Origin of the sequence: Bradyrhizobium sp. JYMT SZCCT0428, assembly GCF_018131075.1 — a bacterium.
In the GTDB taxonomy this organism is placed as follows: Bacteria; Pseudomonadota; Alphaproteobacteria; order Rhizobiales; family Xanthobacteraceae; genus Bradyrhizobium.
Genome location: NZ_JAFCLS010000025.1, coordinates 31,596 through 53,329, shown reverse-complemented (window position 1 = coordinate 53,329; position 21,734 = coordinate 31,596). Strand labels below are relative to the sequence as shown.

The window sequence follows — 21,734 nt, the reverse complement described above, 5'->3', positions numbered from 1 at the left end:
ACGGCAGGTCATCAAATTCAGCGCCGCTTGGGGTCGTTAACATCTATCATGTGGCAGAAGCCCGTAGTCATGCGTCCGTCGTCATCAACATCCACGGGCACTGTCAGTGTCTTCCCAAGCACACGATTGAAGTCGTAGCCACACATCGATTCCATGACAATCGTAAAGACTTGGGCGGGGCTGGACGGCTTGCCTTTGATCACAGTCCCAAGGGTTTTGAGGGCTTGTGTGGCGGCATCCTGATCGATGGCAAGGAGGCCCCCAAGGCCGTCAGACGTGGGCCAATCGACAAGTGCACGGCGATGATTGGCGGCACGGCGCGTATCCCGGAACCAGATGCCGCTCTCGGTCTCAATCTGCTTTAGATAGGAGCGACCGTTTGTTGCGAAGACGAAGGGCACACGGTGATCTGCCCAAGGTCCACCAGCGAACACGAAGTCGGCGCTTTCGACCAACCCAACCGAATAGCGCTCTGCTTGATCTATCGCTGCGGATACATTCTTACGTTTGCGCTTTGCCTCAACAACGGCAACCAGCGTGAGTCCACAGAATAGGGCATAATCGGTGGGTCCGCTTTTCGTGGGCCATTCTGCTATTGCTAGATTGTGCCCTTTGACAGGGCGTGACCCCTCAGCATAGCGAAGCGCCTTGGAGTCGACTTCCCATCCGCGATCCCGAAGTTGCTGGTCGATCAATGCCCGTGTCGCGGACTCGTCGAGATCGTATTGAGCGGCAGCGCGCTCTCCTCGGTCGACAAGCGCTTGCACTTCGGTCTTCGGGACTTTCTCGGCTTCGATTTGTAACGCGGAAAGTCTCTCGGCAACCTGATCCTGGTCAGCGATTGATTCCGTCGCTTTGTTGAGCCTCAAGGAATTGGACAATTCCGAAAGCCTCTTTGGAAACGACGAGAAGTTTCCGTCCGAAAGACGCGGACGCGGAACGAGGGCATCCCGCGCCACGCTTTCCTGAAACGCCGCGGGCGGCGGTTTCTGAAGCTCTGCCAGACGATTGGTAAGTCGAACTTTGTCCACTTCTAATTCTTGAGCAAGACTTTCCCATACCGCACGCTCTTCGGCTTCGCGCCTTAGACGTTCCTCTGCACTTTCGAGGGCGCTCGCATGTTCGGCGGCGGCTCGCCTCGCCTGCTCAGAAGCCTTCTCAATGTCAGCGATTCTTCGCTGTAGGATTTCAATGCTTGCCTTAAGCTCCGCCGTACTATCAGTCGGCTCTGGTGGAGGAACGAAGGGTCCCGGCTTAAAGTTCGACTGCTTGCCGTAAGGTCCGGTGAAACCAAATTGCGAGCTGTCGAGCAAATTTTAAGGCCGCGAGAGCGTCCGAATGGGTTCCTCTCGCCTCATGAACAGCCGTGTTTCCAACCTTGCGCAGAAAATGAAAAACGTCAGCCGTTTCCTTAGGCATCACATTTGCAAAATAGAGCTTTCGGAGTGTCTCCTCGAACGTCTCGCGCTCATCACGATATAGAGCGTGCCGCGCAGCCATGATTTTCGAGAGGAGTTCAGCAAACTGCCGGAGCTTGAATAATGAAATGGCAGGGTCGTCTCTGAAGTAACGCTCCGCCTGTCCCCCAAGCTGAACCAGCATTGGATCGTGGGTAGACAAAAAGCCGAAGTTAACCGTAGGTGTCATGCAGTGAGCAGCCCCTGCCGCAGATTGCATGCTTTTGGAAAGCTTGGCGAGCGGGTCACACCCCGAAAGAGCTTAGAAAAAAAGATGATGGCACTAAGCTTCCTATTTGCCGTGTTGCCGGGTCACCAACCTGCCGTGGTTACGCGGTGGTTCCATTTAAACTCGGCACGCGAAGCTTCGACTTAATGGTCAAGGTAAGTCAAACAATTTCAAATAGTTGACTGGTGCCGCAAACAGGACTCGAACCTGTGACCCCGTCATTACGAATGACGTGCTCTACCAACTGAGCTATTGCGGCGGACCAGACGAAGCGTTCGGCAACTGGGCCGAAAACGCGTGCCACCTGATATCGGGCAGCGCCCGGCTTGGCAAGAAAAACGCAGCCCCCGGGCCTACTCCCCGCCCCAGCGTGACAAAAATCCCCGCCAGCCGCCGGCCTGGGCCTTGGGCGGGCCGATTTGCTGGGCGAATTCGTCCGGAGGGCCGTCCTCGTCGATTCCCGGGTCGTCCGGCGCCCGGACAATGGGAATCACGGCCGGAATCGGCGCCGGAACCGCCTTCGGGATGTCCTGGCGGGCGCGAAACAGTGGCGCGGCGACGGCTGGCGCCGGTTGGGCGGGCGGCGGGGCCGGTGCGGGTGCCGGCTCAGGCTCCGCGGCAGGGGCCGGTTCCGGTTCGACGCTGGCGGCCGGCGGCGCGTTGTCCTGGGCGGCCGCGGCTGCGGGCGCGACAACAGGCTCCGGCGCGACGGGTGCTGCCGGTTCCGCCGGCGCGCTTTCGACCGGGGCTGGAGCCGGCGGCTCGAGCACGACCGCGCGGCGCGGCGTCGCCAGCATCGCCTCTTCGAATGGCGAGGATTCGATGGCGGGGCCCTTGTCGGACGGCAAGGCCGCGACCGGCGTCTGCCACTGGAAGGCGTCGAGGCGGCCGGTGACCGGCGAGACAGGCCGCCAGCGATCGCTGACATAGCCATCCGCGGTCCAGGCCGGATCGTGCAGCGCGCGCACCGCGCGCAAGGTCCACGCCCGCGCCCGGCCGCTGTCGCCATGTTCGGTGCGCTCGATCTCCGCCATCAGCAGCGCCACGCGCTGCGTCGGGGCTGTCATGAACGGCGCCAGCGCTTCGCGCGCTTTGGTAAATTCGGAGGCGTCAATCGCGGCGCGCGCGATCGCGAGCGCGCCCTCGATATGGCCGGGCGCTTTCGCCGCCAGCGTTTCGACGCGCACCAGCCGCTGGCGCGCGGAATCGCCGAGCTTCACATGGGCATAGGCATCGGCGAGATCAGGATGCGGCTGCGCCAGCCACGCGGTTTCGACTAGGCGCATCGAACGCCGCACCTGATGCGCCTCGCTTTCAAATTTGCTCGCGAGCACCGCGGCCGGCACCAGCGTCGGCGCCAGCTTGACCGCCTCCATCACGCTTTGACGCGCGAGATCGCGATCGACCTTCTCCAGTTCGAGCGCACGCGCCGTCAGCAGCACGCCGCGGTGACGGCGATAGGTCGCCTTGTCGATCAGCCCCGAGGATTGGTTGTTGTCGAGGATGCGGAGCGCGCCGGTCCAGTCGCTCTTGGCGCAGCAGAAGCCGAGCACGGCATGCGACGCCCATGACGATGACGGCGACAGTTTCAGCGCTTCCTCGGCGACCATCACGGCGGCGACGGGATCATCCGCGCGCTGCGCCTCGATGAACAGGCCGCGCAGGCCGAGCAGTCGCGTATCCTCACGCTCGGCCATGGCGTGGAAAGCGCGCTGCGCGCCTTCGCGATCGCCATCGAGCTGCGCCGATTGCGCTTCCAGCAGCAGCGCCAGCGGATCCTCTGCCGCATGGCGCCGCGCGACTTCGGCATGCGCGCGGGCGGCGGTGGAATCGCCGTGACCGATGGCGAGCAATCCTTGCGTGATCGCGTGGCGGCCGCGAGCGTGACGCTTCTCGCGCCGATTGCGACGCAGACGCGCCGGCGTGCGCCACAATCCGCGCAGGATCGCCCACAGCATGACGGCCGCAACGATGACGATGCCGAGCCCCGCCACGAACCTCGGCAGTGTGGTCGATATCTTCAGATTGCCCGACAACAGCACGACATCGCCGGGCTGTTCAGCAACCCAGGCCGCGCCCCATGCTCCGAGCGCGATCAACAACAGAAACAGAATGATCCGGACCATCGGATTCCTTATTGCGCCGGTTTGCCGAGCACGGCCATGGCGTCGGCCGCAAATTGACGGGAGGCGGCCAGCGCGGCATCGCGCGCGTCGGCCTTGTCGAGCCAGGCTTGCGCCAGGGCACGATCGGCCGGCGCCAGCGTTTTCAGTTCGCGTCGCGCTTCATTGGCATCGTTGCGCAACGCCGCCGCGGTCGCCCGCGCTACCACCGCGCCGCGGTCATTGCCTGCGACATCGGTGCGTTCGATGCGGACCAGTTTGGCGGCGCCGGCCTGCAACCGCTCGACGATGCCCGAACCAGTCGTGGCGGTGTCCTGCGGCAACGCCGGCGACAATTTCGGCACCAGCGTCAGTAATTCGCCCGAGAGCTTGCCGGCGCTCGGCACGCCCGTTGCCGCGAACGGCTCGAGCGCCTTCAGCGCTTCGGCGTTGGGCGCCAGCGCTTTCGCGGTGGTCAGCGCCGCCGGATAGGGATCGCCGGTTCGAACGAGAACATCGAGCAACGCCGCCGCCACCACGCGGCGCAGCGGCAGATCGTCGGCAGGTTTCGTATCGACCGGCTTGTCGGCGATCTTGCTGCCTTGCTGCGCGATCTCCGCGGCCTGCGCCTGTACGGCGCTTTCAATCTTCGCGATCTGTTCGTTGATCCCGGAAAGATCGGGCGCGTCTGCGGGTGCGCCGTCGGCGCGCGGTGCGGATTTCACCTCGTTGACGGCGGAAGCAAGTTTTTCGTTCTGCGTGCGCGCGGTTGCGAGTTCGCCGCGCAGCGCGGTGAGTGATTTTTCCAGCGTATCAATCCGTGCCAGGGAAGCGGGATCGGCCACCGGCGCGGGAGGCTTGCTGGTTTTCGTCTCCAGGCCTGCGACACGCGTGGTGAGACCGTCGAGCGCGGCGTTGAGTTGCGGCGCAGGAGGTGCTGCCGCCGGCTGAACGGCGGGCCAGCCCAGCATCCAGCCGACGCCGATCACGAGCGCGGCCGCCACCGCGCCGGAGACGGGCGCAACGATCCAGGGCGAGACGGGCGCCGACGCAGGCACAGGTTGCGGCGCCGGTTCCGCCGCGGTTGCAGTCTCGGTGTCGGCCGCCGCGGCTTCAGACGCTGCGGCCTCAGAAGCCACGGTCTCAGACGCTGCGGTCTCGGGCGCCGCGGTATCCGCCCTCGTTGTATCGCCTGCTTTCGCGGTCTCGCTGGTCACTTCGGACGCCTCGAGATCGATCGTCGGCGGCTCGCGCTTGGGCCGCTCCGATTCGGGCACTGATCCCTGATTTCCGGGCCTGTCGTCGACCATCGCAGCGGTTCCCTTAGCGTGAGTTACCCTGAACCTAGCAGAATCGGACGGGGTTAGGCCAATCGGGTCCGCAAAGCACGGCTCAAAGCCTCGAACAAGGCATTTTCGTCGGCCTGGGCGGCCGCCGTGACCTGCGTCGCGCCTGCATCGCGCAGGACGGCGGCAACGGCCGCGGAAATGCAGCATTGTGGCAGCGCCAGCGCCGATATTTCGACACCGCCCGACCGCGCCGCGTTCAGAAAGGCGCGCGCGCTGCGGCGAGAATAATGCAGTACCGCCTCGACCCGGTTCGCCACGAAAGCGTCACATATTTCCTGCGGCAGGCTGGACGCCGGAATCATCCGGTAGGTCGTGTGCGTCACGACGGTAAATCCCTTCTCGCCCAATTCGCCCGCGAGATCGCGCGCGAGATCGGCGCCGGCCAGATAGAGCAGCGTGCTGGCTTTCTTCAGTTGCTTCGATTTCACAGCTCCCAGCACCAGATCGCGCAGCGCGCCGGCGTCGCCCCTGGCCGCGATCACCTCGCTGAAACCAGCGTCGCGGGCGGCCGAGGCGGTGTGTTCACCGACCGCGAACAGCGGCAGTTTCAACAGCCGGCTATCGGCCAGATGCGGCGCGATGGCGCGCAGCGCATTGGCTGACGTGACGATGATGGCGCCGTAACGGGCATCGGCATCGTCATGGAACGGCACCGCCTCAAATCGCAGCATCGGCGCCCGGAGCACTTCAAACCCCCGGGTGCGAAGGGCGGTGGCGGTGGCCTCATCGTCCGGATGCGGGCGCGTGACGAGAACGGCCATGCCTCAGATCTCCAAAAAATGTCTTGGCGCAAAATATTTCGGCTTTAGCCGGCGATTGCACCTAGCGACCTCGTAATGCTACCGGGTTACGGAAGCGTTGTTTTGACCTGATACGCAAGGGATCAAATTGGATAACGACACGCCGATGCTGGTGCTGGGTATCGAGACCACCTGCGACGAGACCGCGGCGGCGGTGATCGAGCGGGCGAGCGACGGCAGCGGCCGGATCCTGTCCAATATCGTGCGCTCGCAGACCGACGAGCACGCCCGCTTCGGAGGCGTGGTGCCGGAAATCGCGGCGCGCGCCCATGTCGATCTGCTCGACGGCATTGTCGATAGCGCGATGAAAGAGGCCGGCATCGGCTACGCGCAATTGTCGGCGGTCGCGGCCGCCGCGGGTCCCGGCCTGATCGGCGGGGTGATCGTCGGCCTCACCACCGCAAAGGCGATCGCGATGGTGCACGACACGCCGCTGATCGCGGTCAACCATCTCGAGGCCCACGCGCTGACGCCGCGGCTGACCTGCGCGCTGGCGTTTCCCTATTGCCTGTTCCTTGCCTCGGGTGGTCACACCCAGATCGTGGCGGTCGTCGGCGTCGGCAAATATGTCCGCCTCGGCACCACCGTCGACGACGCCATGGGCGAAGCCTTCGACAAGGTCGCAAAGATGCTGTCGCTGCCTTATCCCGGCGGGCCGGAGGTCGAGCGCGCGGCCGCCGGCGGCGATCCAAAACGATTTGCGTTTCCGCGCCCGATGCTCGGGCGGCCGGATGCGAATTTCTCGCTGTCGGGACTGAAGACCGCCGTGCGCAACGAGGCCAGCCGGATGATGCCGTTGGAGCCGCAGGATGTCAGCGATCTCTGCGCCAGTTTCCAGGCCGCGGTGCTGGAATCCACCGCCGATCGATTGAGCGTCGGCCTGCGGCTGTTCCACGAGCAATTCGGTCCGCCGCGCGCGCTGGTCGCGGCCGGCGGCGTCGCCGCCAATCACGCGATCCGCGACGCCCTGCAGGATGTGGCGGCGAAAGCGCAGACCACGCTGATCATTCCGCCGCCGGCGCTCTGCACCGATAACGGCGCCATGATCGCCTGGGCCGGCGCCGAGCGGATGGCGCTCGGACTGACCGATACGATGGATGCGCCGCCGCGCGCGCGCTGGCTGCTCGATGCCAATGCCGCGGCGCCAGTGGGCTACGCCAACACCAGGGCGGGATTTTAGAGATGCCGTCTGAGAACACCGTCGCGGTGATCGGCGCGGGCGCCTGGGGCACGGCGCTTGCGGCCGTCGCGGCGCGCGCGGGCCGCGATGTCATCCTCTATGCACGCAACGCCGAAAACGCCGCGCAGATGAAGATGGCGCATGCCAATCCGCGGCTGCCGGGCATGCGCCTTGATCAGCGCATCGAAATCACCAACCGCATCGCGGCCGCGGCCGGCGCCCACATTATCCTGATCGCAACGCCCGCGCAGAATTTGCGCGAAGCGGCCCTGGCGCTGGCGCCGCATCTGAAGAAGGCGACGCCGGTGATCGCCACCGCCAAGGGCATCGAGCGCGGCACGCATAAATTCATGACCGAAGTGATCGCGGAAGCCGCCCCCGACGCGATACCTGCGATCCTGTCGGGACCGAGCTTTGCCGACGATGTGGCGCGCGGACTTCCGACCGCCGTGACGCTGGCGGCAAAGGACGAAGCGCTGGCGATCGCGCTGGTGCAGGCGCTCGGTTCAGCCACCTTCCGGCCCTATCACACCACAGATATCCGCGGCGTCGAGATCGGCGGGGCGGCGAAGAACGTGCTGGCGATCGCGGCCGGTATCGTTGAAGGACGCAAGCTCGGCGCCTCGGCGCTGGCTGCCTTGACCACGCGCGGCTTCAGCGAGCTGGCCCGGCTCGGCCGCGCCTGCGGCGCGCGTCCCGAAACGCTGGCGGGGCTTTCCGGATTGGGCGACCTGATCCTGAGCTGCTCCAGCCTGCAATCGCGCAATTTCGCGCTCGGCATCGCGCTCGGGCGCGGCGAGCAACCCGCGCGCGACAAGCTTGCGGAGGGCGCATTCACCGCGCCCGTGCTGATCGAGCTGGCGGCTTCGCAAAATGTCGACATGCCGGTATCAAATGCGGTCGCGGCGATCCTGGCCGGCAAGGTGACGATCGATGCCGCGATCGAGGGCCTGCTGACGCGGCCGTTCAAGGCGGAGGAATAAATGGCGTACTGGCTGGTGAAGTCCGAGCCCTCGGTGTGGTCGTGGGATATGCAGGTTGCAAAGGGCGCCAAGGGCGAAGCCTGGACCGGCGTGCGCAATTTCACCGCGCGGCAGAATCTCGTGGCCATGAAGAAAGGCGACCGCGCCTTCTTCTACCACTCCAACGAGGGCAAGGAGATCGTCGGCATCGCGGAGATCATCAAGGAGGCCTATCCCGATCCGACCGACAAGACCGGAAAGTTCGTCTGCGTCGACATCAAGGCCGACAAGCCGCTGAAGACCCCGGTGACAATGGCCGCGATCAAGGCCGACAAGAAACTCGCCGCGATGGCGCTAGTGAAATATTCGCGGCTGTCGGTGCAGCCGGTCACCGCGGACGAATGGAAGATGGTCTGCAAGATGGGCGGAATGTAACGCCTCTCGGAAGCTGCGCGCTGTGCCGACGCGCTATCGGCGGAACCTGGCGGGGCCGGACACAAAATCGCGAAAACAACCCCATGCAAAGTATCGGGACCGCCACTGAAAGGTATTGGAGCACCGCGATCTAGGAACTTAACCATTCCTTATCCCGTAATCCTCCCCGATCGCTTTTGCAGGGGAAATTTAGCATTTCGGGCGCTAACTCCTGGACGTGCGGCAAGCACGCCAGCGGGAGAGATACGCCTTGAGATCGGGTTCCAGCAGCCTGAACGCGACGCCGCTCGACGACGCGGCGGACGTGCTCGTGACGCCGGCGCTCGAAGCCGAGACCGAGCGGCTGCTGTCCCAGCGCACCCGGGACATCCGGTTTTCTCCCGAGATGGTTCGCGCGTATCGCAGGAAGGACTGGCCGCAACGCAGCAAGATCGCGCGCGCGTGGATGGTCTGGGTCGGGCTGATCAGCATGGCGTTCGTTCCGATCAGCTACCTGCTCGCGCCCGACTTCATCATGCACACCACCGTCATCAGCGGCCTGCTGGTTCCGGCGATGCACGGCTGTGCCTATCTGGTCTGGCGAAAGCCGCGCAGCGCCGAGGTCGAAGGCCTGTCGCTGCTGCTGTTGATGACATCAGTCATGATTGCTTACGGCTTCCTCGCGGTGGCGGCCGGCGGCAATTACGAGCGCTTCCTCACCTGCATCATGTACGTCAACACGATCGCGATCGTGGTGTTCAGCGTCGACTATATCTGGACGCTGTCTTTGATGATCTGCTCGATCGGGATCTTCTTCGGCTTTGAGGTATTCAATCCCGCGATCGAATCCAAGGAAGCAATCGGAACGTCGATCTTCTATGCGATGGGCATGTATGCGGCGACGATCGCGCGCAAGACCCAGTCGATCCTCGGTCAAAAGGCCTTCTTGTTGTCCTTGCGCAACCAGTATCGCAGCGACGCGCTGAGGCGCGCCAACCATCAATTGGAAATACTGGCGACGCGCGACCCGCTCACCGGCCTCGGCAATCGCCGTTCGGCGACCGATCTGATCGACCGGCTCTGGCGCGACCCGACGGTCCCGAAAGCCAGCATCGCGTTCATCATGGCCGACATCGACCTGTTCAAGCACTTGAACGATACCGCCGGCCACGCCGCTGGCGACGCCTGCATCAGGCGGGTGGCGGATACGATCGAGGACTCGGTCCGGTTGGGCCTCGATGCAGTGTTCCGCTATGGCGGCGAGGAATTCCTCGTCGTTCTCGCGCATGCCACGCCCGATCTGGCCTGGACGATCGCGCAACGCATCCGCGGCGCGGTGGAGGCGCTCGGCATCGTCAATCCCGGAATCCATCCCGCCAACGATTCGACCTGCGTGGTGACGATCAGCCTCGGCATTGCGTTCGCGCAGGAAGGTGCCGCACCTGAAATGGTCGCCAAATGGGCTGACGACGCCCTCTACGACGCCAAGCGCGGCGGCAGGAATATTGTGTTTTTGTCGAATGCGCATACGGCCGGCGAGGACGCGCGTGACGCGCAGGCCGTTGCCGTGCAGCCGAGGCTGCGCGTGTAGGGTGGGCAAAGGCGCTTTGCGCCGTGCCCACCATCTATCTCATGTGATTATCGCAAATGGTGGGCACGCTTCGCTTTGCCCACCCTGCGGCAGCCGCGACTACGCCGCCGCGGCAGCCGTCACCACTTGCGCCAGCAGCGCTTCGCGCTTCGACTGAGAGCGGTAGCCCTTCATCGTCGCCGCGAAGCGCTCGAGGATGCCGTCCTCGAAGGCGGTGACGATGGTATCGTGGACGTAGCTCTTGCGGCAGATCGCCGGCGTATTCGACAGTTCGTCGGCAGCAGCCCGAACCGCCTCCAGCACCTGCTTCTTGCGGCCGCGGGCGCTGGCCGCCGGGGAAATCCGCGACAGCGATTCCAGCACCACGGCCGAGGCCATCAGGGTACGAAAATCCTTCAGCGAAATCTTGATGCCGGCGATTTCGCGCAGGAAGCCGTTCACGGTCGTCGTCGAGACGGTACGCACGGTGCCGGAATTGTCGCGATACTGGAACATGCGCTTGCCCGGCACGCTACGCAGGATGCCGATCGCGCGCACGAGCTTGGCCGCGTCGCATTCCTTGCGCACGGCCTTGCCTCCCTTCGCCTTGAAGGTCAGGACCAGATTGTCGTCTTCCAGCGTGACGTTGGACTTCAGCAGCGTGGTGGCGCCGCGGGTGCCGTTCAATCGCGCGTAGGATTCGTTGCCCGGCCGGATCGCGGTGCGCGCGATCAGTTCGATCACGGCCGAGAGCGCGAACTCGCGCGTCGGCTCGTCGCCGGACAGATGCATCGAGACGTTGCGGCGGATCTTCGGCAAGGCCGCCACCAGGCGCGCCAGGCGATGGGCCTTGCGCTGCTCGCGGACCTTTTCCCAATCGGCGTGGTAGCGGTATTGCAGCCGGCCGGCGGCATCGACGCCAACCGCCTGAAGATGCGAGGTCGGATCGGGAGAATAACGCACCTGCTGATAGGCCGGCGGCACCGCCATCGAGTTCAGGCGCCGGATCGTGCCGGCGTGGCGGATCGCCGTGCCGTTGGCGCGAACAAATGAATAGGTCTTGCCACGCTTGACGCGGCGGATCGTCAGCTCGTTCTGGTCGCCGAGCTTGAGGCCGAGTTCCTGCGCCAGCGACTCGACGGTAATCTTCGGCTCATGCTTGGCGAGCTTTTCTTTCGGCGAGGGGATCTTGGCGGGCGCCTTCAGCGGCGCTTTCGGCAATTGGCCAAGCGCCTCTGCCAAAGCGACGGCAGGATCAGCGGAATTGGGCCGCGTAGCCTCGAAATTCACCTGATCCATCATGACCGTCGTTGTCCTGCTCCGCCTGTTCTTCCGGTAATGCCGCTTGATACGGCTTGGTTCCGGCGGGGCCCTGTCACCCCGGAAACGCCATTTAGGGGGTAACGAACCCCTTTGCGAGTCCCGATTCCGCGATTACCGGTTATTAGATACCGGTCATGGGAGCCATTCGCGCGATAACGTTGATTTTGGGTCGCACCCAAACGCGAAAGTGATGGCCCGACCGGGCCGGCCGGGGCGCTGCGGGAGCGCGGGAACCGACCAAGGTCGCAGATGTTTCCGCCTTGTCCGGGCCCCCTGCGACGCCTAATCATCGTAATAATCAAGACGGCTTGCGACCGCTTACGGGTAGGGCTCGCAATCAGCGGAGGGGAAAATGTCCGAGAAGATTTACGACGTGTCGGCAGACTGGTCGAAGCGCGCTTTGATCGACGACGCCAAATATCGCGCGATGTATGCGAGCTCGGTCGCCGACCCCAATGCCTTCTGGGCCGAACAGGGCAAGCGGATTGGCTGGATCAAGCCGTTCCATAAGGTCGAGAACGCCTCCTTCGCTCCCGGCAACATCTCGATCAAATGGTTCGAGGACGGCGTCCTGAACGTCGCCTGGAACTGCATCGACCGCCACCTCGACAAGCGCGGCGACCAGACCGCGATCATCTGGGAGGGCGACGATCCCAATGAGTCCAAACATATCACCTACCGCCAGCTGCACGACGAAGTCTGCAAGATGGCCAACATCCTGCGCACCAGGAACGTCAAGAAGGGCGACCGCGTCACCATCTACCTGCCGATGATCCCGGAAGCGGCGTATGCGATGCTGGCCTGCGCGCGGATCGGCGCCATTCATTCGGTGGTGTTCGGCGGCTTCTCGCCTGACAGCCTCGCCCAGCGCATCACCGACTGCCAGTCCAAGGTCGTCATCACCGCCGACGAAGGCCTGCGCGGCGGCAAGAAGGTGCCGCTCAAGGCCAATGTCGATGCCGCAATCGCCAAGAGCGGCGGCGTCGACTGGATCGTCGTCGTCAAGCGCACCGGCGGCAAAGTGGACATGAATCCGACCCGCGACTTCTGGTATCACGAAGCCGCCAAGATGGTGACGACGGAATGCCCGTGCGAGCCGATGCACGCGGAAGATCCGCTGTTCATCCTCTATACATCAGGCTCCACCGGCCAGCCCAAGGGCGTGCTGCACACTTCGGGCGGCTATCTCGTCTTCGCGTCGATGACGCATCAATACGTGTTCGACTATCACGACGGCGACATCTACTGGTGCACCGCCGACGTCGGCTGGGTCACCGGCCATAGCTACATCCTCTATGGACCGCTGGCGAACGGCGCTACCACGCTGATGTTCGAAGGCGTGCCGAACTATCCGGATAATTCGCGGTTCTGGAACGTCATCGACAAGCACAAGGTCAACATCTTCTACACCGCGCCGACCGCGATCCGCGCGCTGATGCAGGGCGGCGACGAGCCGGTGAAGAAAACCTCGCGCAAGAGTCTGCGTCTGCTCGGCTCGGTTGGCGAGCCGATCAATCCGGAAGCCTGGGAATGGTATCACCGCGTGGTCGGCGACGAGCGTTGCCCGATCGTCGACACCTGGTGGCAGACCGAGACCGGCGGCATTTTGATCACGCCGCTGCCGGGCGCGACAAAACTTAAACCCGGTTCAGCGACGCGGCCGTTCTTCGGCGTGGTGCCCGAGATCGTCGATGCCGACGGCAAGGTGCTGGACGGCGAAACCTCAGGCAATCTCTGCCTCGCCAAATCCTGGCCGGGCCAGATGCGCACGGTCTATGGCGACCACGCCCGTTTCGAGCAGACCTATTTCTCGACCTACAAGAACAAGTACTTCACCGGCGACGGCTGCCGCCGCGACGCCGACGGCTATTACTGGATCACCGGCCGCGTCGACGACGTCATCAACGTGTCAGGCCACCGCATGGGCACCGCGGAGGTCGAAAGCTCGCTGGTCGCGCATGAGGCGGTCTCGGAAGCTGCCGTGGTCGGCTATCCCCACGACATCAAGGGCCAGGGCATCTACGCCTATGTGACGCTCATGACCGGCAAGGAGCCGACCGAAGCGCTGCGCAAGGAACTGGTGGCTTGGGTGCGCAAGGACATCGGCCCGATCGCTTCGCCGGATCTCATTCAGTTCGCCCCGGGCCTGCCGAAGACGCGCTCCGGCAAGATCATGCGCCGCATCCTGCGCAAGATCGCCGAGGACGAACCGTCGAGCCTCGGCGATACCTCGACCCTGGCCGATCCTGCCGTGGTCGACGATCTCGTGCACAACCGGCAGAACAAGAAGGGCGCGGGGGCGTAGCGCGTGGCGAGTTAGGCTGCAGCAGCTAACTCGCTCTGACACCCGTCATCCCCGGACGAACGCAATTGCGTTCGCTCCGGAGGTGCGCGCTCTTGCGCGCCTCGAAGGATAGACGGCCCGTGGCCCATCCTTCGAGGCTCGCTTCGCTCGCACCTCCAGCGACAACGGCAAAGCCGTTGCGCGGGGATGACGTCTGTGGGAGGGCTGCAATCAATACAAAGGGCTCCGGGATAACCGGAGCCTTTTTCATTTCAGTCTGCACTCACCGTCCGAGCGTCTTTCTCTCCGGCAACGTGACCGGCCGATGCGACGTCTGCGGCGCGGAGCCCACGGTCGTCTTGTTGAGGCCGCCGCTCGGCGCCATCACCACCGGACTGGGATTCGGCCGCTGCGGCGCTGAGGTCGTTGGCGGCAGCCGGTTCGGCAACTGCACCGGCTCCTTGATCCGCACATTGTCACCCAAACCATTGGGTCGGATCACGTTCGGAATCCGCACTTCAGGTTTGCCTGCCCCGGATGCGCCGCCAATCGGGTTGTGTCCGGTATGGCCGCCGTTCGACGACGGTGGATTGCCGACCGGCCGGCCGTCGCCGGTACCCGTAACCGGGCCCGTCACCGGCGGTTTGCCGTCACCGCCATGTGGCCGGTGCGCGTGGATACAGCGCCGCAGCGCAACGCCGGTGAGCCCGGCGCAGGGATTTTCGGTCACCGGCGGCTTCGGCAACGGATCGGGCCTCGTCGGGAGGACGCACAGATTGCCCACCCGCACCATTCCCGGGCGGCAGAAATCCGGCAACCGGCACACACCATGATCCATGATTGTGCCGCGCGGGCACACCGGCGGGACCACGATGACGACAGGCGGACCATTGTCGATCGGCTGATCAAGACGCGGCGGCAGCGGCGACACGGGGTTGTGGACCGGCAACGGTTTTGCTCCGCCGCCCTGCTTCGGGCTCACCGGCGGGCAGTCCGGAGCCACCGCGCTCATGACGGCGAGGTTGTTCCAGATGAAATTCCAGTCGATCAAATTCTGCGCCAGGAACCAGGCCGGCCACGGCGAGAAGAAGATGTCGATATCGATCCACGGGCCGACCACGTATCCCGGCAACACGATCACAGTGATTCCATACACGAGCCTGACGTCGGTAACGTAGGTCGTCTGCGTCAGCAGCACCGGGATCTGCTGCGGCGGCGCCGCGCCGTCGCAGCCTTGCGCGAACTTCTGCGTCTCGACAAAGATCCAGTAAGCAGCGCTGCTGAAGTCGGCGGTGGAAACCGTCTGGACGTCTTGGTCCGGCAGCATCGGCGCCCAGCCGACCCATTCCGGCGACGTGCGCCAGACAACCCAACCCGGGCTGAACTCCGCACCCGGCGTCCATATCCATCCAAGCTGTGCGTCCGACACCCAGCGACCATAGTGATGGACGATCGCGCCCCACGGCGTCTTGTCGTCGTAGTACCAGCCATATTTTGGGGTCTTGACCCAGTTGCAGGGCGGATAGGGACGCCAGCCCTGCGGCGTCACCGTGGGAATCCACACCTCTCCGTATTTGGCGTGCTGGACAAAGCGTCCGTACTGCGTGAGCACGCCGCGGAATTCGTCCTGCATCTTGGCCGCGCTTTGCTGTGGCACGACGTTCGCAGAGTCTTGGGCAGAGCTCTGCGCGGGCGCTTGTGCGAAGGCTGATGGCGCCGATGCTGACAGCACGAGGACGGCAAGCGCTGCGACGAACATCGCCGTGAGCATCGTCCTGGTGTTGATCGAGATTTTCCGAGCGAGGGTCATGATGATTGCTCCCTCACTTCGCGTTCGACGGCGCGCAGACTTGCGCGACGTTGGCGTTCAACGTCTTCTGCCATACGAAATTGGAGTTCTTCATCATCTGGACCATGAACCACGCCGGCCACGGACCCAATCCGATCTGCACATGGACGAACGGCCCGATCAGGTAAGGCGGCAGCACGATGACGACGATGCCGTCGACGAATTCGTACGCCGTGATCCATTTGGTCTGGCGCAGAATTACCGGAATGCGTTCGACCGGAGCGATCTGCGTCGCGTCGCAACCCGCGTTGAACTTCGCGGTCTCGACGAAAATCCACTGATCGCTGTTGTTGAACTGATCGGACGACATGTTGGGGAACGCCTGGTCCGGCGGCATCGGCGCCCAGCCGGTCCATTCGGCGCTGGACCGCCACACCACCCAACCGGGGCTGAACTCCGAACCGAGATCCCAGGCCCAGCCGATCTGCTGATCCCAGAACCAGCGGCCATAGTGGTGCACGATCTGGCCCCACGGCGTCTTGTCGTCGTAGTACCAGCCATATTGTTTGGTCTTGACCCATTGGCACGGCGGGTAGGGATGCCAGCCTCGCGGCGTCACCGTCGGCACCCACACCTCGCCGAAGCGGGCGTGCTGAACGAAGCGTCCATACTGCGACAGCACCGCGCGGGCTTCGGCCTGCACCGGTTCGTCGCGAACTTCCTCCCTCACATCGTAGGAGGGTTGCGCCACGGCGCTCGCCGAAAGCACTGATAGCCCCAGCAGCAATGCGGCCAGTATTGCTGTGAGGCGACCGCCGCCGGCGCGGACGCCTCGGCGCAGCAAAATGATCTCAACCAGCGCTCGCATGGGACGAACTCCTGCGCCCCGGAAATGGGCCGCAGCCAGTAGCCGCGTCGTCGCGACGCCGCGTTCGGGGCTCCCGGTTTAATTTTTCGTCATGTTTGGGGGCCCGATACCGCCCGACGCCCTTGCTGCCGCTCCTTTGGGCGAGGCCCCTGCCGCCCGGACCTGGCCGGCTCACGCGATCGTCAGGGCGGCGACCGCTCCCCGGGACGTTTCCAGACGAGTGTTGTTTTCAAGTCATTTACTTTAATTCCAACATTTCCTTTGGTTCCGCCATCGAAACGGGTCTCACGGCCGGCTTGGAAACCATCCGGTTAAGACACGCGGTTAAAAATGCGTGGGTGAGACGGCAAACCACTATTTCTGATAGGTTTGCGTTGGCATTTGAGGACCCCCTGACGGGGGCGAGTGGGCGGGAGAAATTGATGTCGATGAGGATTGCGGTGGCGCTGGCCGCCACCATCGGTGCGAGCATTTTGATGTCGTCGGCGGCAGAAGCGCGGCCGGAGATCGTCGGCGTCCGCGGCGATTACACGCCGGGTACGATCGTCGTGAAGACCGGCGAGCGCCGCCTCTATCTCATTCTCGATCAGGGCCGCGCCGTGCGCTATCCGGTCGGCGTCGGCCGCGCCGGCAAGCAGTGGGAAGGCACCACCCGCATCGACGGCAAGTATCAGAACCCGGCATGGTCGCCGCCCGCCGAAGTGAAGCGCGACAAGCCGAACATGCCCAACGTCATTCCCGGCGGTTCGCCGAGCAACCCGATGGGCGTCGCGGCGATGACGCTGGCCGGCGGCGAATACGCCATCCACGGCACCAACGCACCGGGCTCGGTCGGCGGCTTTGTCTCTTATGGCTGCATCCGCATGCTCAACGCTGACATCACCGATTTGTACCAGCGCGTCTCGGTCGGCACGCAGGTGACGGTGACGCGCTGATACCAGTCTCCGTCATTCCGGGGCGATGCGAAGCATCGAACCCGGAATCTTGAGATTCCCCGGTGCGCAATTGCGCACCTGAGGTCTGGTCCTTCGGACCATCCCGGAATGACAAACGGATAAATCAGCCGCGCAACCGCGCGGCTTTTTCTATTCACCCGCGTTCGCGCACCAGCCGTTGCGATGACCGCCGCTGTACCTGCGCCCATGACCACCGGCCAGTAACGCAGCCGAGACGCTGGTGGTCTTCCTCGTCGCCACGTCGGCCAATACCCGGCCGCCATACTTGTCCGGCCCGATATTCGAGATCGTGACCGCGCCTTCGCGGAGCAGGCCGCGCAGCGCGTCGCTCGCAGCTTCCGCCATCTGCAATTCCTGCGGACAGGCCGCCTTCAATTCCGGCGTGTCGATGCCGCGCAGGCGGACCCGCGTGTTCAGCGCAAGGCCGTCAGGCAAATGCACCCGTGCCTCGAAGGTGTCGCCGTCGACGGTCCGGATCACGTCGACGGCGTGGCGCACGTCGGGACGGCCGGCGCTCTTCCAGATCGTCTCGGCGTCGCGCGCCGCCTGACTGTCAGCCGCAGGCGGGAACGGCCAATGCACCCAATGCCGCAGCGGCAGTATCGACGCCGCAGCGATCGCGAACACGAATACCCAGGGCAAAGCCGCCGAGAACCGGCGCCGCCGGCCACTTCGATGCTGCGTCCAATAAGTATTTATTCTTTTATATGGGGACATATTCCCAATATGGTGGGCTGAGTCGGCTATTCCGGCAAGGACGAATTCACCTCAAAAGTCCGAGGCGATGCCTTTGCGCTCCCAGTCGCCGTAACGGGTCGGTTCGGGCCCCTTCGGACCCTGCAATTCCTTCTGTGCCGCCGGAGCGGTGGTGGCTTCGGCAGCTTTCCGGCGCGCTTCGGCCTCGGCGAGCGCACGCTGGGCGGCCGGCGTCAGCACCTTGCCGGGGGCGGCGCCGGGAAGAACTGCAGACGGTGATCGGGGCTCGTCGGTCATGGCAAAATTTCCGGCAAAACTTTCCTGCGGCGCATCTCATTAGCAAACGGATGATCGCAACGCCGACATCACAATCATGAAATCGTCGGCGTGATTCTTACATTTGGCATATTCGCATGCCAAAGGAGTTTTTCATTTCCAAGTTCTTCACTTCGATGGCATGCGCCGAAACCCTGTTCAGCACCTTCCGAGATATTCCCTCTCCATGCCTCCTTCAAGATTCGCAGTTCCTGCCGAAGTTCCCGGTCTCGCGGCGCGGCGTATCGCGGCAGACATTCTCGACGGCGTGCTGCACAAGCACCGCACCCTCGACGAGCAGCTCGACGGGGCCGGCGCCCATCCCGGATTGAAATCGCTCGCCGATCGCGACCGCGCGCTGATGCGGCGGCTGGTCGCTACGATCCTGCGGCGGCTCGGTACGCTCGGTCATCTATTGTCGCGCCTGCTCGATCGCGGCGTTCCGACCGACGCGCCGCGCGCGCAAAGCGCGCTGTTGATCGGCGCTGCGCAAATTCTCTGGATGGACGTGCCCGATCATGCCGCCGTCGACCTGTCGGTGCGGCTGGTGCAATCGGACCGACGCGCCGCGAAATATGCCGGCCTCGTCAATGCCGTGCTGCGGCGTTGCGCGCGCGAAGGCCAGCCACTGATCGACGAAGTCAAGGCGCAGACGCTGGACATTCCGCCGTGGCTGCTGGCGCGCTGGATCGCGGCCTATGGCGAGACCACGGCGCGCGAGATGGCCATTGCGATCGGCCATGAGCCGTCGCTCGACATCACCGTGAAGTCGGACGCGCCGCAATGGGCGACCCGTCTGCACGGCGAAACGCTGCCGACCGGGACGGTGCGCACCCTGTTGCAGGGTTCCGTGACGATGCTGCCCGGCTTCACCGAAGGACAATGGTGGGTACAGGACGCCGCCGCCGCACTGCCGGCGCGGCTGTTCGGCGACCTCAACGGCAAGAGCATCGTCGATCTCTGCGCCGCGCCCGGCGGAAAGACCGCCCAGCTTGCGCAAGGCGGCGCACGCGTCACCGCGGTCGATCGTTCGGCGCCGCGGATGACACGGCTGCGCGACAATCTTTCGCGGCTGTCGCTTGAGGCCAATGACGTGGTGGCCGATGGCGCCGAATGGCCCGGCGGCGACGGCACGTTCGACGGCGTCCTGGTCGACGCGCCCTGCACCTCGACCGGCACCATCCGGCGCCACCCTGATGTGGCCTGGCTGCGCCAGGAAACCGACATCGCGGCGCTGAGCGCGCTGCAGATCCGCTTGCTGAAGAAGGCGGTCGCGCTGCTCAAGCCAGGCGGGACGCTGGTCTATTGCACCTGCTCGCTGGAACCGGAAGAAGGCGAGCAGGCGGTCTCGGCGCTGCTCGCGACCGAATCAGGCGTGCGCCGCGCGCCGGTCGACGCCGGCGAAGTCGCTGGCCTTGCCGAGATCGTCACGGCGGACGGCGATCTGCGTACCCTGCCCTGCCATCTGCCCCACGACGACCCGCGGCTTGGCGGGCTGGATGGATTTTACGCCGCGCGGCTGGTTAAATCCTGATTTTGCACCTGTTTTTCGCGACCATCGGGTGATTCGCGCACTTTCAAGATGGTGTTTTGGGCGCGTTTCCGGATTACAAAGGATTCGCCACAAGATCTCCTCCCATCAAGGTTAGGCGTGTCGGTCGCTCAACGCAGACGCATTACGACGCTGGTCGCGAGCCGCTTTGCGCGGGGCGTGATGGCGCGCGCCAGCGGCAGTACCGTCGGGCTGTCGCGGCTGTGGCCGGGCCGCGCCGACCGGCTGATCATCGCGCCGCATGATCTGCGCACCGCCGACGCCACCCGTGCCGCCGAAATCTACGCAGGCCGTTTCGTGTTCGCCGGCAAGATCGTGACCTGTCACGGCCGCTCGATCTTCGATCTCGAGCCGCCCTCGGAAGATTGGGAAGTGGCGCTGCTCGGCTTCGGCTGGCTGCGCCATCTGCGCGCGGCCGACACCGCGCTGACCCGCGCCAACGCCCGTTCGCTGGTCGACGACTGGATTTCGAATCCCGGCCGCAAGCGGCCGCTCGAGCGCCGCGCTGATGTGCTGGCGCGCCGCGTCATCTCGCTGTTGTCGCAGGCGCCATTGGTGCTCGGAGACACCGACGGCAAGTTCTATCGCAAATATCTGCGCGGGCTGACCCGTGAGATCCGCTATCTGCGCTACACCATGCTCGACATCGCCGACGGCGTGCCGCGGGTGCAGGTGCTGATCGCGCTTTGCTACGCCTCGCTGTGCCTCGCCAACCAGGCAAAACATATCCGCTCCGCGAGCCGGCGGCTGTCCGACGAATTGCAGCGGCAGATCCTTCCCGACGGCGGGCACATCTCGCGCAATCCCGGCGCGCTTGTCGAACTGCTCAGCGACATGCTGCCGCTGCGCCAAACTTTTGCTGCTCGAAACATCGCGCCGCCGCCGGCGCTATTGAACGCGATCGACCGCATGATGCCGATGCTGCGCTTCTTCCGCCATGGCGACGGCGCCTTTGCGCTGTTCAACGGCATGAGCAACGCGCCGAACGATCTGGTGGCGACGCTGCTGGCCTATGACGACACCCACGGCGTGCCGATGGCGCACATGCCGCATACCGGCTTTCAGCGCCTCGATGCCGGCACCACCACCGTCATCATGGACACCGGCGCGCCGCCGCCGCCGAATATCAGCCAGGACGCGCACGCCGGCTGCCTGGCGTTCGAATTGTCCTCCGGGCCGAGCCGGATCGTCGTCAATTGCGGAATGCCCTCGACCGGCCGCGACAATTGGCGCGCCTTTGCGCGCAGCACCCCAGCGCATTCGACCCTGACCTATCACGAGACGTCGTCGTGCCAGTTCGTCGAGATATCGGCGATGAAGCGGCTGTTGCAGGGGGCGCCGGTGACCAGCGGCCCGGCCAATGTGGAGAGCTATCGCGAATCTGTGGAGAACGGCGATATGCTGACCACATCGCATGACGGCTATCTGCCGCGCTTCGGCGTCGTGCACCGCCGCGTGCTGATGATGGCGCCTGACGGCGCGCGGCTCGACGGCGAAGACACGCTGTCGCCGGCACCGGGCTCGCGCTTCAAGGGCAGCGGCACCGACTTTGCCTTGCGGTTTCACCTGCACCCGTCCGTGAAGGCGAGCCGGCTTTCCGACGCCCGCGGCGTCATGCTGGTGCTGCCCAACCGCGACGTCTGGACCTTCGAGGCGCTCGACGACAAGGTCGACCTCGAGGACAGCGTGTTCCTGGCCGGCAATGACGGCCCCCGCCGCACCGCCCAGATCGTGATCCGGCAGGACTCAGGGCAGGCGACCTCGATCCGCTGGAATTTTGTGCGCTCCTCGACCTCGGCCGCCGCCACCAACGCCCGCCGCAACGCCCGCCGCGAGCCGGAATTGCCGTTGTAGAAACGACCGATCCTGCCGTTGTGAAACGCGCCGA

At 64.5% G+C, this 21,734-nt stretch carries 18 protein-coding genes and 1 tRNA gene; 8 read left to right on the top strand and 11 right to left on the bottom strand.

Translation table 11 applies throughout. The features are described from left to right. Window positions 1-17: 17 nt before the first annotated feature. The 6 genes from JQ575_RS24550 to JQ575_RS24525 form a co-directional block, all read right to left on the bottom strand. Complete coding sequence (locus tag JQ575_RS24550; RefSeq protein ID WP_249166873.1) at window positions 18-1,313, bottom strand: type I restriction endonuclease; 1,296 nt, start codon at window positions 1,311-1,313, stop codon at window positions 18-20. Further along, entirely contained in the window at window positions 1,255-1,647 is a 393-nt protein-coding gene (locus JQ575_RS24545; protein ID WP_212035786.1) for a DUF4145 domain-containing protein, read from the bottom strand. The genes JQ575_RS24550 and JQ575_RS24545 overlap by 59 nt, the downstream gene beginning before the upstream one ends. 222 nt (window positions 1,648-1,869) lie before the next feature. Beyond that, window positions 1,870-1,945 (bottom strand) — tRNA-Thr (locus JQ575_RS24540). A gap of 94 nt (window positions 1,946-2,039) precedes the next feature. Then, window positions 2,040-3,812 carry a heme biosynthesis protein HemY gene (locus JQ575_RS24535; protein WP_212035725.1) on the bottom strand — a complete coding sequence of 591 codons (1,773 nt, stop codon included), beginning with the start codon at window positions 3,810-3,812 and terminating at the stop codon, window positions 2,040-2,042. Between the two features lie 8 nt (window positions 3,813-3,820). Next, window positions 3,821-5,098, bottom strand: coding sequence for a COG4223 family protein (locus tag JQ575_RS24530; protein ID WP_212035724.1), 1,278 nt, complete (start codon window positions 5,096-5,098; stop codon window positions 3,821-3,823). Window positions 5,099-5,151: 53 nt separating this feature from the next. Continuing rightward, window positions 5,152-5,898 carry a uroporphyrinogen-III synthase gene (locus tag JQ575_RS24525; protein ID WP_212035723.1) on the bottom strand — a complete coding sequence of 249 codons (747 nt, stop codon included), beginning with the start codon at window positions 5,896-5,898 and terminating at the stop codon, window positions 5,152-5,154. 145 nt (window positions 5,899-6,043) lie between these two features. On the opposite strand from JQ575_RS24525, the gene tsaD reads away from it, so the two are divergent. The 4 genes from tsaD to JQ575_RS24505 all read left to right on the top strand — a co-directional run bounded on the left by tsaD (window position 6,044) and on the right by JQ575_RS24505 (window position 10,084). Beyond that, window positions 6,044-7,117 (top strand): tRNA (adenosine(37)-N6)-threonylcarbamoyltransferase complex transferase subunit TsaD, encoded by a 1,074-nt coding sequence (gene tsaD / locus JQ575_RS24520; protein WP_212035782.1) that lies wholly within the window; start codon window positions 6,044-6,046, stop codon window positions 7,115-7,117. A 2-nt stretch (window positions 7,118-7,119) separates the two neighbouring features. Continuing rightward, on the top strand, window positions 7,120-8,100 hold the full coding sequence (locus tag JQ575_RS24515) for an NAD(P)H-dependent glycerol-3-phosphate dehydrogenase (protein WP_212035722.1): 981 nt from the start codon (window positions 7,120-7,122) through the stop codon (window positions 8,098-8,100). Next, entirely contained in the window at window positions 8,101-8,514 is a 414-nt protein-coding gene (locus JQ575_RS24510) for an EVE domain-containing protein (protein ID WP_212035721.1), read from the top strand. A 250-nt stretch (window positions 8,515-8,764) separates the two neighbouring features. Beyond that, complete coding sequence (locus JQ575_RS24505) at window positions 8,765-10,084, top strand: GGDEF domain-containing protein (protein WP_212035720.1); 1,320 nt, start codon at window positions 8,765-8,767, stop codon at window positions 10,082-10,084. Window positions 10,085-10,183: 99 nt separating this feature from the next. Here the strand turns inward: JQ575_RS24505 and JQ575_RS24500 are convergent, their stop codons facing one another. Further along, window positions 10,184-11,365: a DNA topoisomerase IB gene (locus JQ575_RS24500; RefSeq protein WP_212035719.1), complete on the bottom strand. Its 1,182-nt coding sequence runs from the start codon at window positions 11,363-11,365 to the stop codon at window positions 10,184-10,186. 373 nt (window positions 11,366-11,738) lie between these two features. Between JQ575_RS24500 and acs the strand changes: the two genes are divergently transcribed. Further along, entirely contained in the window at window positions 11,739-13,691 is a 1,953-nt protein-coding gene (gene acs / locus JQ575_RS24495) for an acetate--CoA ligase (RefSeq protein ID WP_212035718.1), read from the top strand. Window positions 13,692-13,953: 262 nt separating this feature from the next. On the opposite strand, the gene JQ575_RS24490 is transcribed toward acs, so the two are convergent. Both JQ575_RS24490 and JQ575_RS24485 read right to left on the bottom strand, forming a co-directional pair. Further along, complete coding sequence (locus JQ575_RS24490) at window positions 13,954-15,480, bottom strand: DUF6600 domain-containing protein (RefSeq protein ID WP_212035717.1); 1,527 nt, start codon at window positions 15,478-15,480, stop codon at window positions 13,954-13,956. Window positions 15,481-15,493: 13 nt separating this feature from the next. Then, a complete protein-coding gene (locus tag JQ575_RS24485; protein WP_212035716.1) occupies window positions 15,494-16,327 on the bottom strand; it encodes a DUF6600 domain-containing protein in 834 nt (277 codons plus the stop codon). A gap of 422 nt (window positions 16,328-16,749) precedes the next feature. Between JQ575_RS24485 and JQ575_RS24480 the strand changes: the two genes are divergently transcribed. Next, the gene (locus JQ575_RS24480) at window positions 16,750-17,262 is read left to right on the top strand and encodes a L,D-transpeptidase (RefSeq protein WP_212035715.1); all 513 of its coding nucleotides are present in this window, start codon (window positions 16,750-16,752) and stop codon (window positions 17,260-17,262) included. A gap of 150 nt (window positions 17,263-17,412) precedes the next feature. Here the strand turns inward: JQ575_RS24480 and JQ575_RS24475 are convergent, their stop codons facing one another. Together JQ575_RS24475 and JQ575_RS24470 are read right to left on the bottom strand one after the other, a co-directional pair. Beyond that, a complete protein-coding gene (locus tag JQ575_RS24475) occupies window positions 17,413-18,000 on the bottom strand; it encodes a thermonuclease family protein (protein WP_212035714.1) in 588 nt (195 codons plus the stop codon). A gap of 51 nt (window positions 18,001-18,051) precedes the next feature. After that, complete coding sequence (locus JQ575_RS24470) at window positions 18,052-18,276, bottom strand: DUF1674 domain-containing protein (RefSeq protein ID WP_212035713.1); 225 nt, start codon at window positions 18,274-18,276, stop codon at window positions 18,052-18,054. A 205-nt stretch (window positions 18,277-18,481) separates the two neighbouring features. Between JQ575_RS24470 and JQ575_RS24465 the strand changes: the two genes are divergently transcribed. Both JQ575_RS24465 and JQ575_RS24460 read left to right on the top strand, forming a co-directional pair. Further along, window positions 18,482-19,828, top strand: a complete 1,347-nt coding sequence (locus JQ575_RS24465) for an RsmB/NOP family class I SAM-dependent RNA methyltransferase (RefSeq protein ID WP_212035712.1) — start codon at window positions 18,482-18,484, stop codon at window positions 19,826-19,828. Between the two features lie 117 nt (window positions 19,829-19,945). Further along, window positions 19,946-21,700: a heparinase II/III family protein gene (locus tag JQ575_RS24460; protein WP_312016015.1), complete on the top strand. Its 1,755-nt coding sequence runs from the start codon at window positions 19,946-19,948 to the stop codon at window positions 21,698-21,700. Window positions 21,701-21,734 lie beyond the last annotated feature (34 nt).

Coding starts and splice junctions, on each gene's coding strand:
- JQ575_RS24545 (WP_212035786.1), bottom strand. CDS start 1,647: ATGACACCTACGGTTAACTTCGGCTTTTTGTCTACCCACGATCCAATG.
- JQ575_RS24535 (WP_212035725.1), bottom strand. CDS start 3,812: ATGGTCCGGATCATTCTGTTTCTGTTGTTGATCGCGCTCGGAGCATGG.
- JQ575_RS24530 (WP_212035724.1), bottom strand. CDS start 5,098: ATGGTCGACGACAGGCCCGGAAATCAGGGATCAGTGCCCGAATCGGAG.
- JQ575_RS24525 (WP_212035723.1), bottom strand. CDS start 5,898: ATGGCCGTTCTCGTCACGCGCCCGCATCCGGACGATGAGGCCACCGCC.
- tsaD (WP_212035782.1), top strand. CDS start 6,044: ATGCTGGTGCTGGGTATCGAGACCACCTGCGACGAGACCGCGGCGGCG.
- JQ575_RS24515 (WP_212035722.1), top strand. CDS start 7,120: ATGCCGTCTGAGAACACCGTCGCGGTGATCGGCGCGGGCGCCTGGGGC.
- JQ575_RS24510 (WP_212035721.1), top strand. CDS start 8,101: ATGGCGTACTGGCTGGTGAAGTCCGAGCCCTCGGTGTGGTCGTGGGAT.
- JQ575_RS24500 (WP_212035719.1), bottom strand. CDS start 11,365: ATGATGGATCAGGTGAATTTCGAGGCTACGCGGCCCAATTCCGCTGAT.
- acs (WP_212035718.1), top strand. CDS start 11,739: ATGTCCGAGAAGATTTACGACGTGTCGGCAGACTGGTCGAAGCGCGCT.
- JQ575_RS24490 (WP_212035717.1), bottom strand. CDS start 15,480: ATGACCCTCGCTCGGAAAATCTCGATCAACACCAGGACGATGCTCACG.
- JQ575_RS24485 (WP_212035716.1), bottom strand. CDS start 16,327: ATGCGAGCGCTGGTTGAGATCATTTTGCTGCGCCGAGGCGTCCGCGCC.
- JQ575_RS24480 (WP_212035715.1), top strand. CDS start 16,750: ATGTCGATGAGGATTGCGGTGGCGCTGGCCGCCACCATCGGTGCGAGC.
- JQ575_RS24475 (WP_212035714.1), bottom strand. CDS start 18,000: ATGTCCCCATATAAAAGAATAAATACTTATTGGACGCAGCATCGAAGT.
- JQ575_RS24470 (WP_212035713.1), bottom strand. CDS start 18,276: ATGACCGACGAGCCCCGATCACCGTCTGCAGTTCTTCCCGGCGCCGCC.
- JQ575_RS24465 (WP_212035712.1), top strand. CDS start 18,482: ATGCCTCCTTCAAGATTCGCAGTTCCTGCCGAAGTTCCCGGTCTCGCG.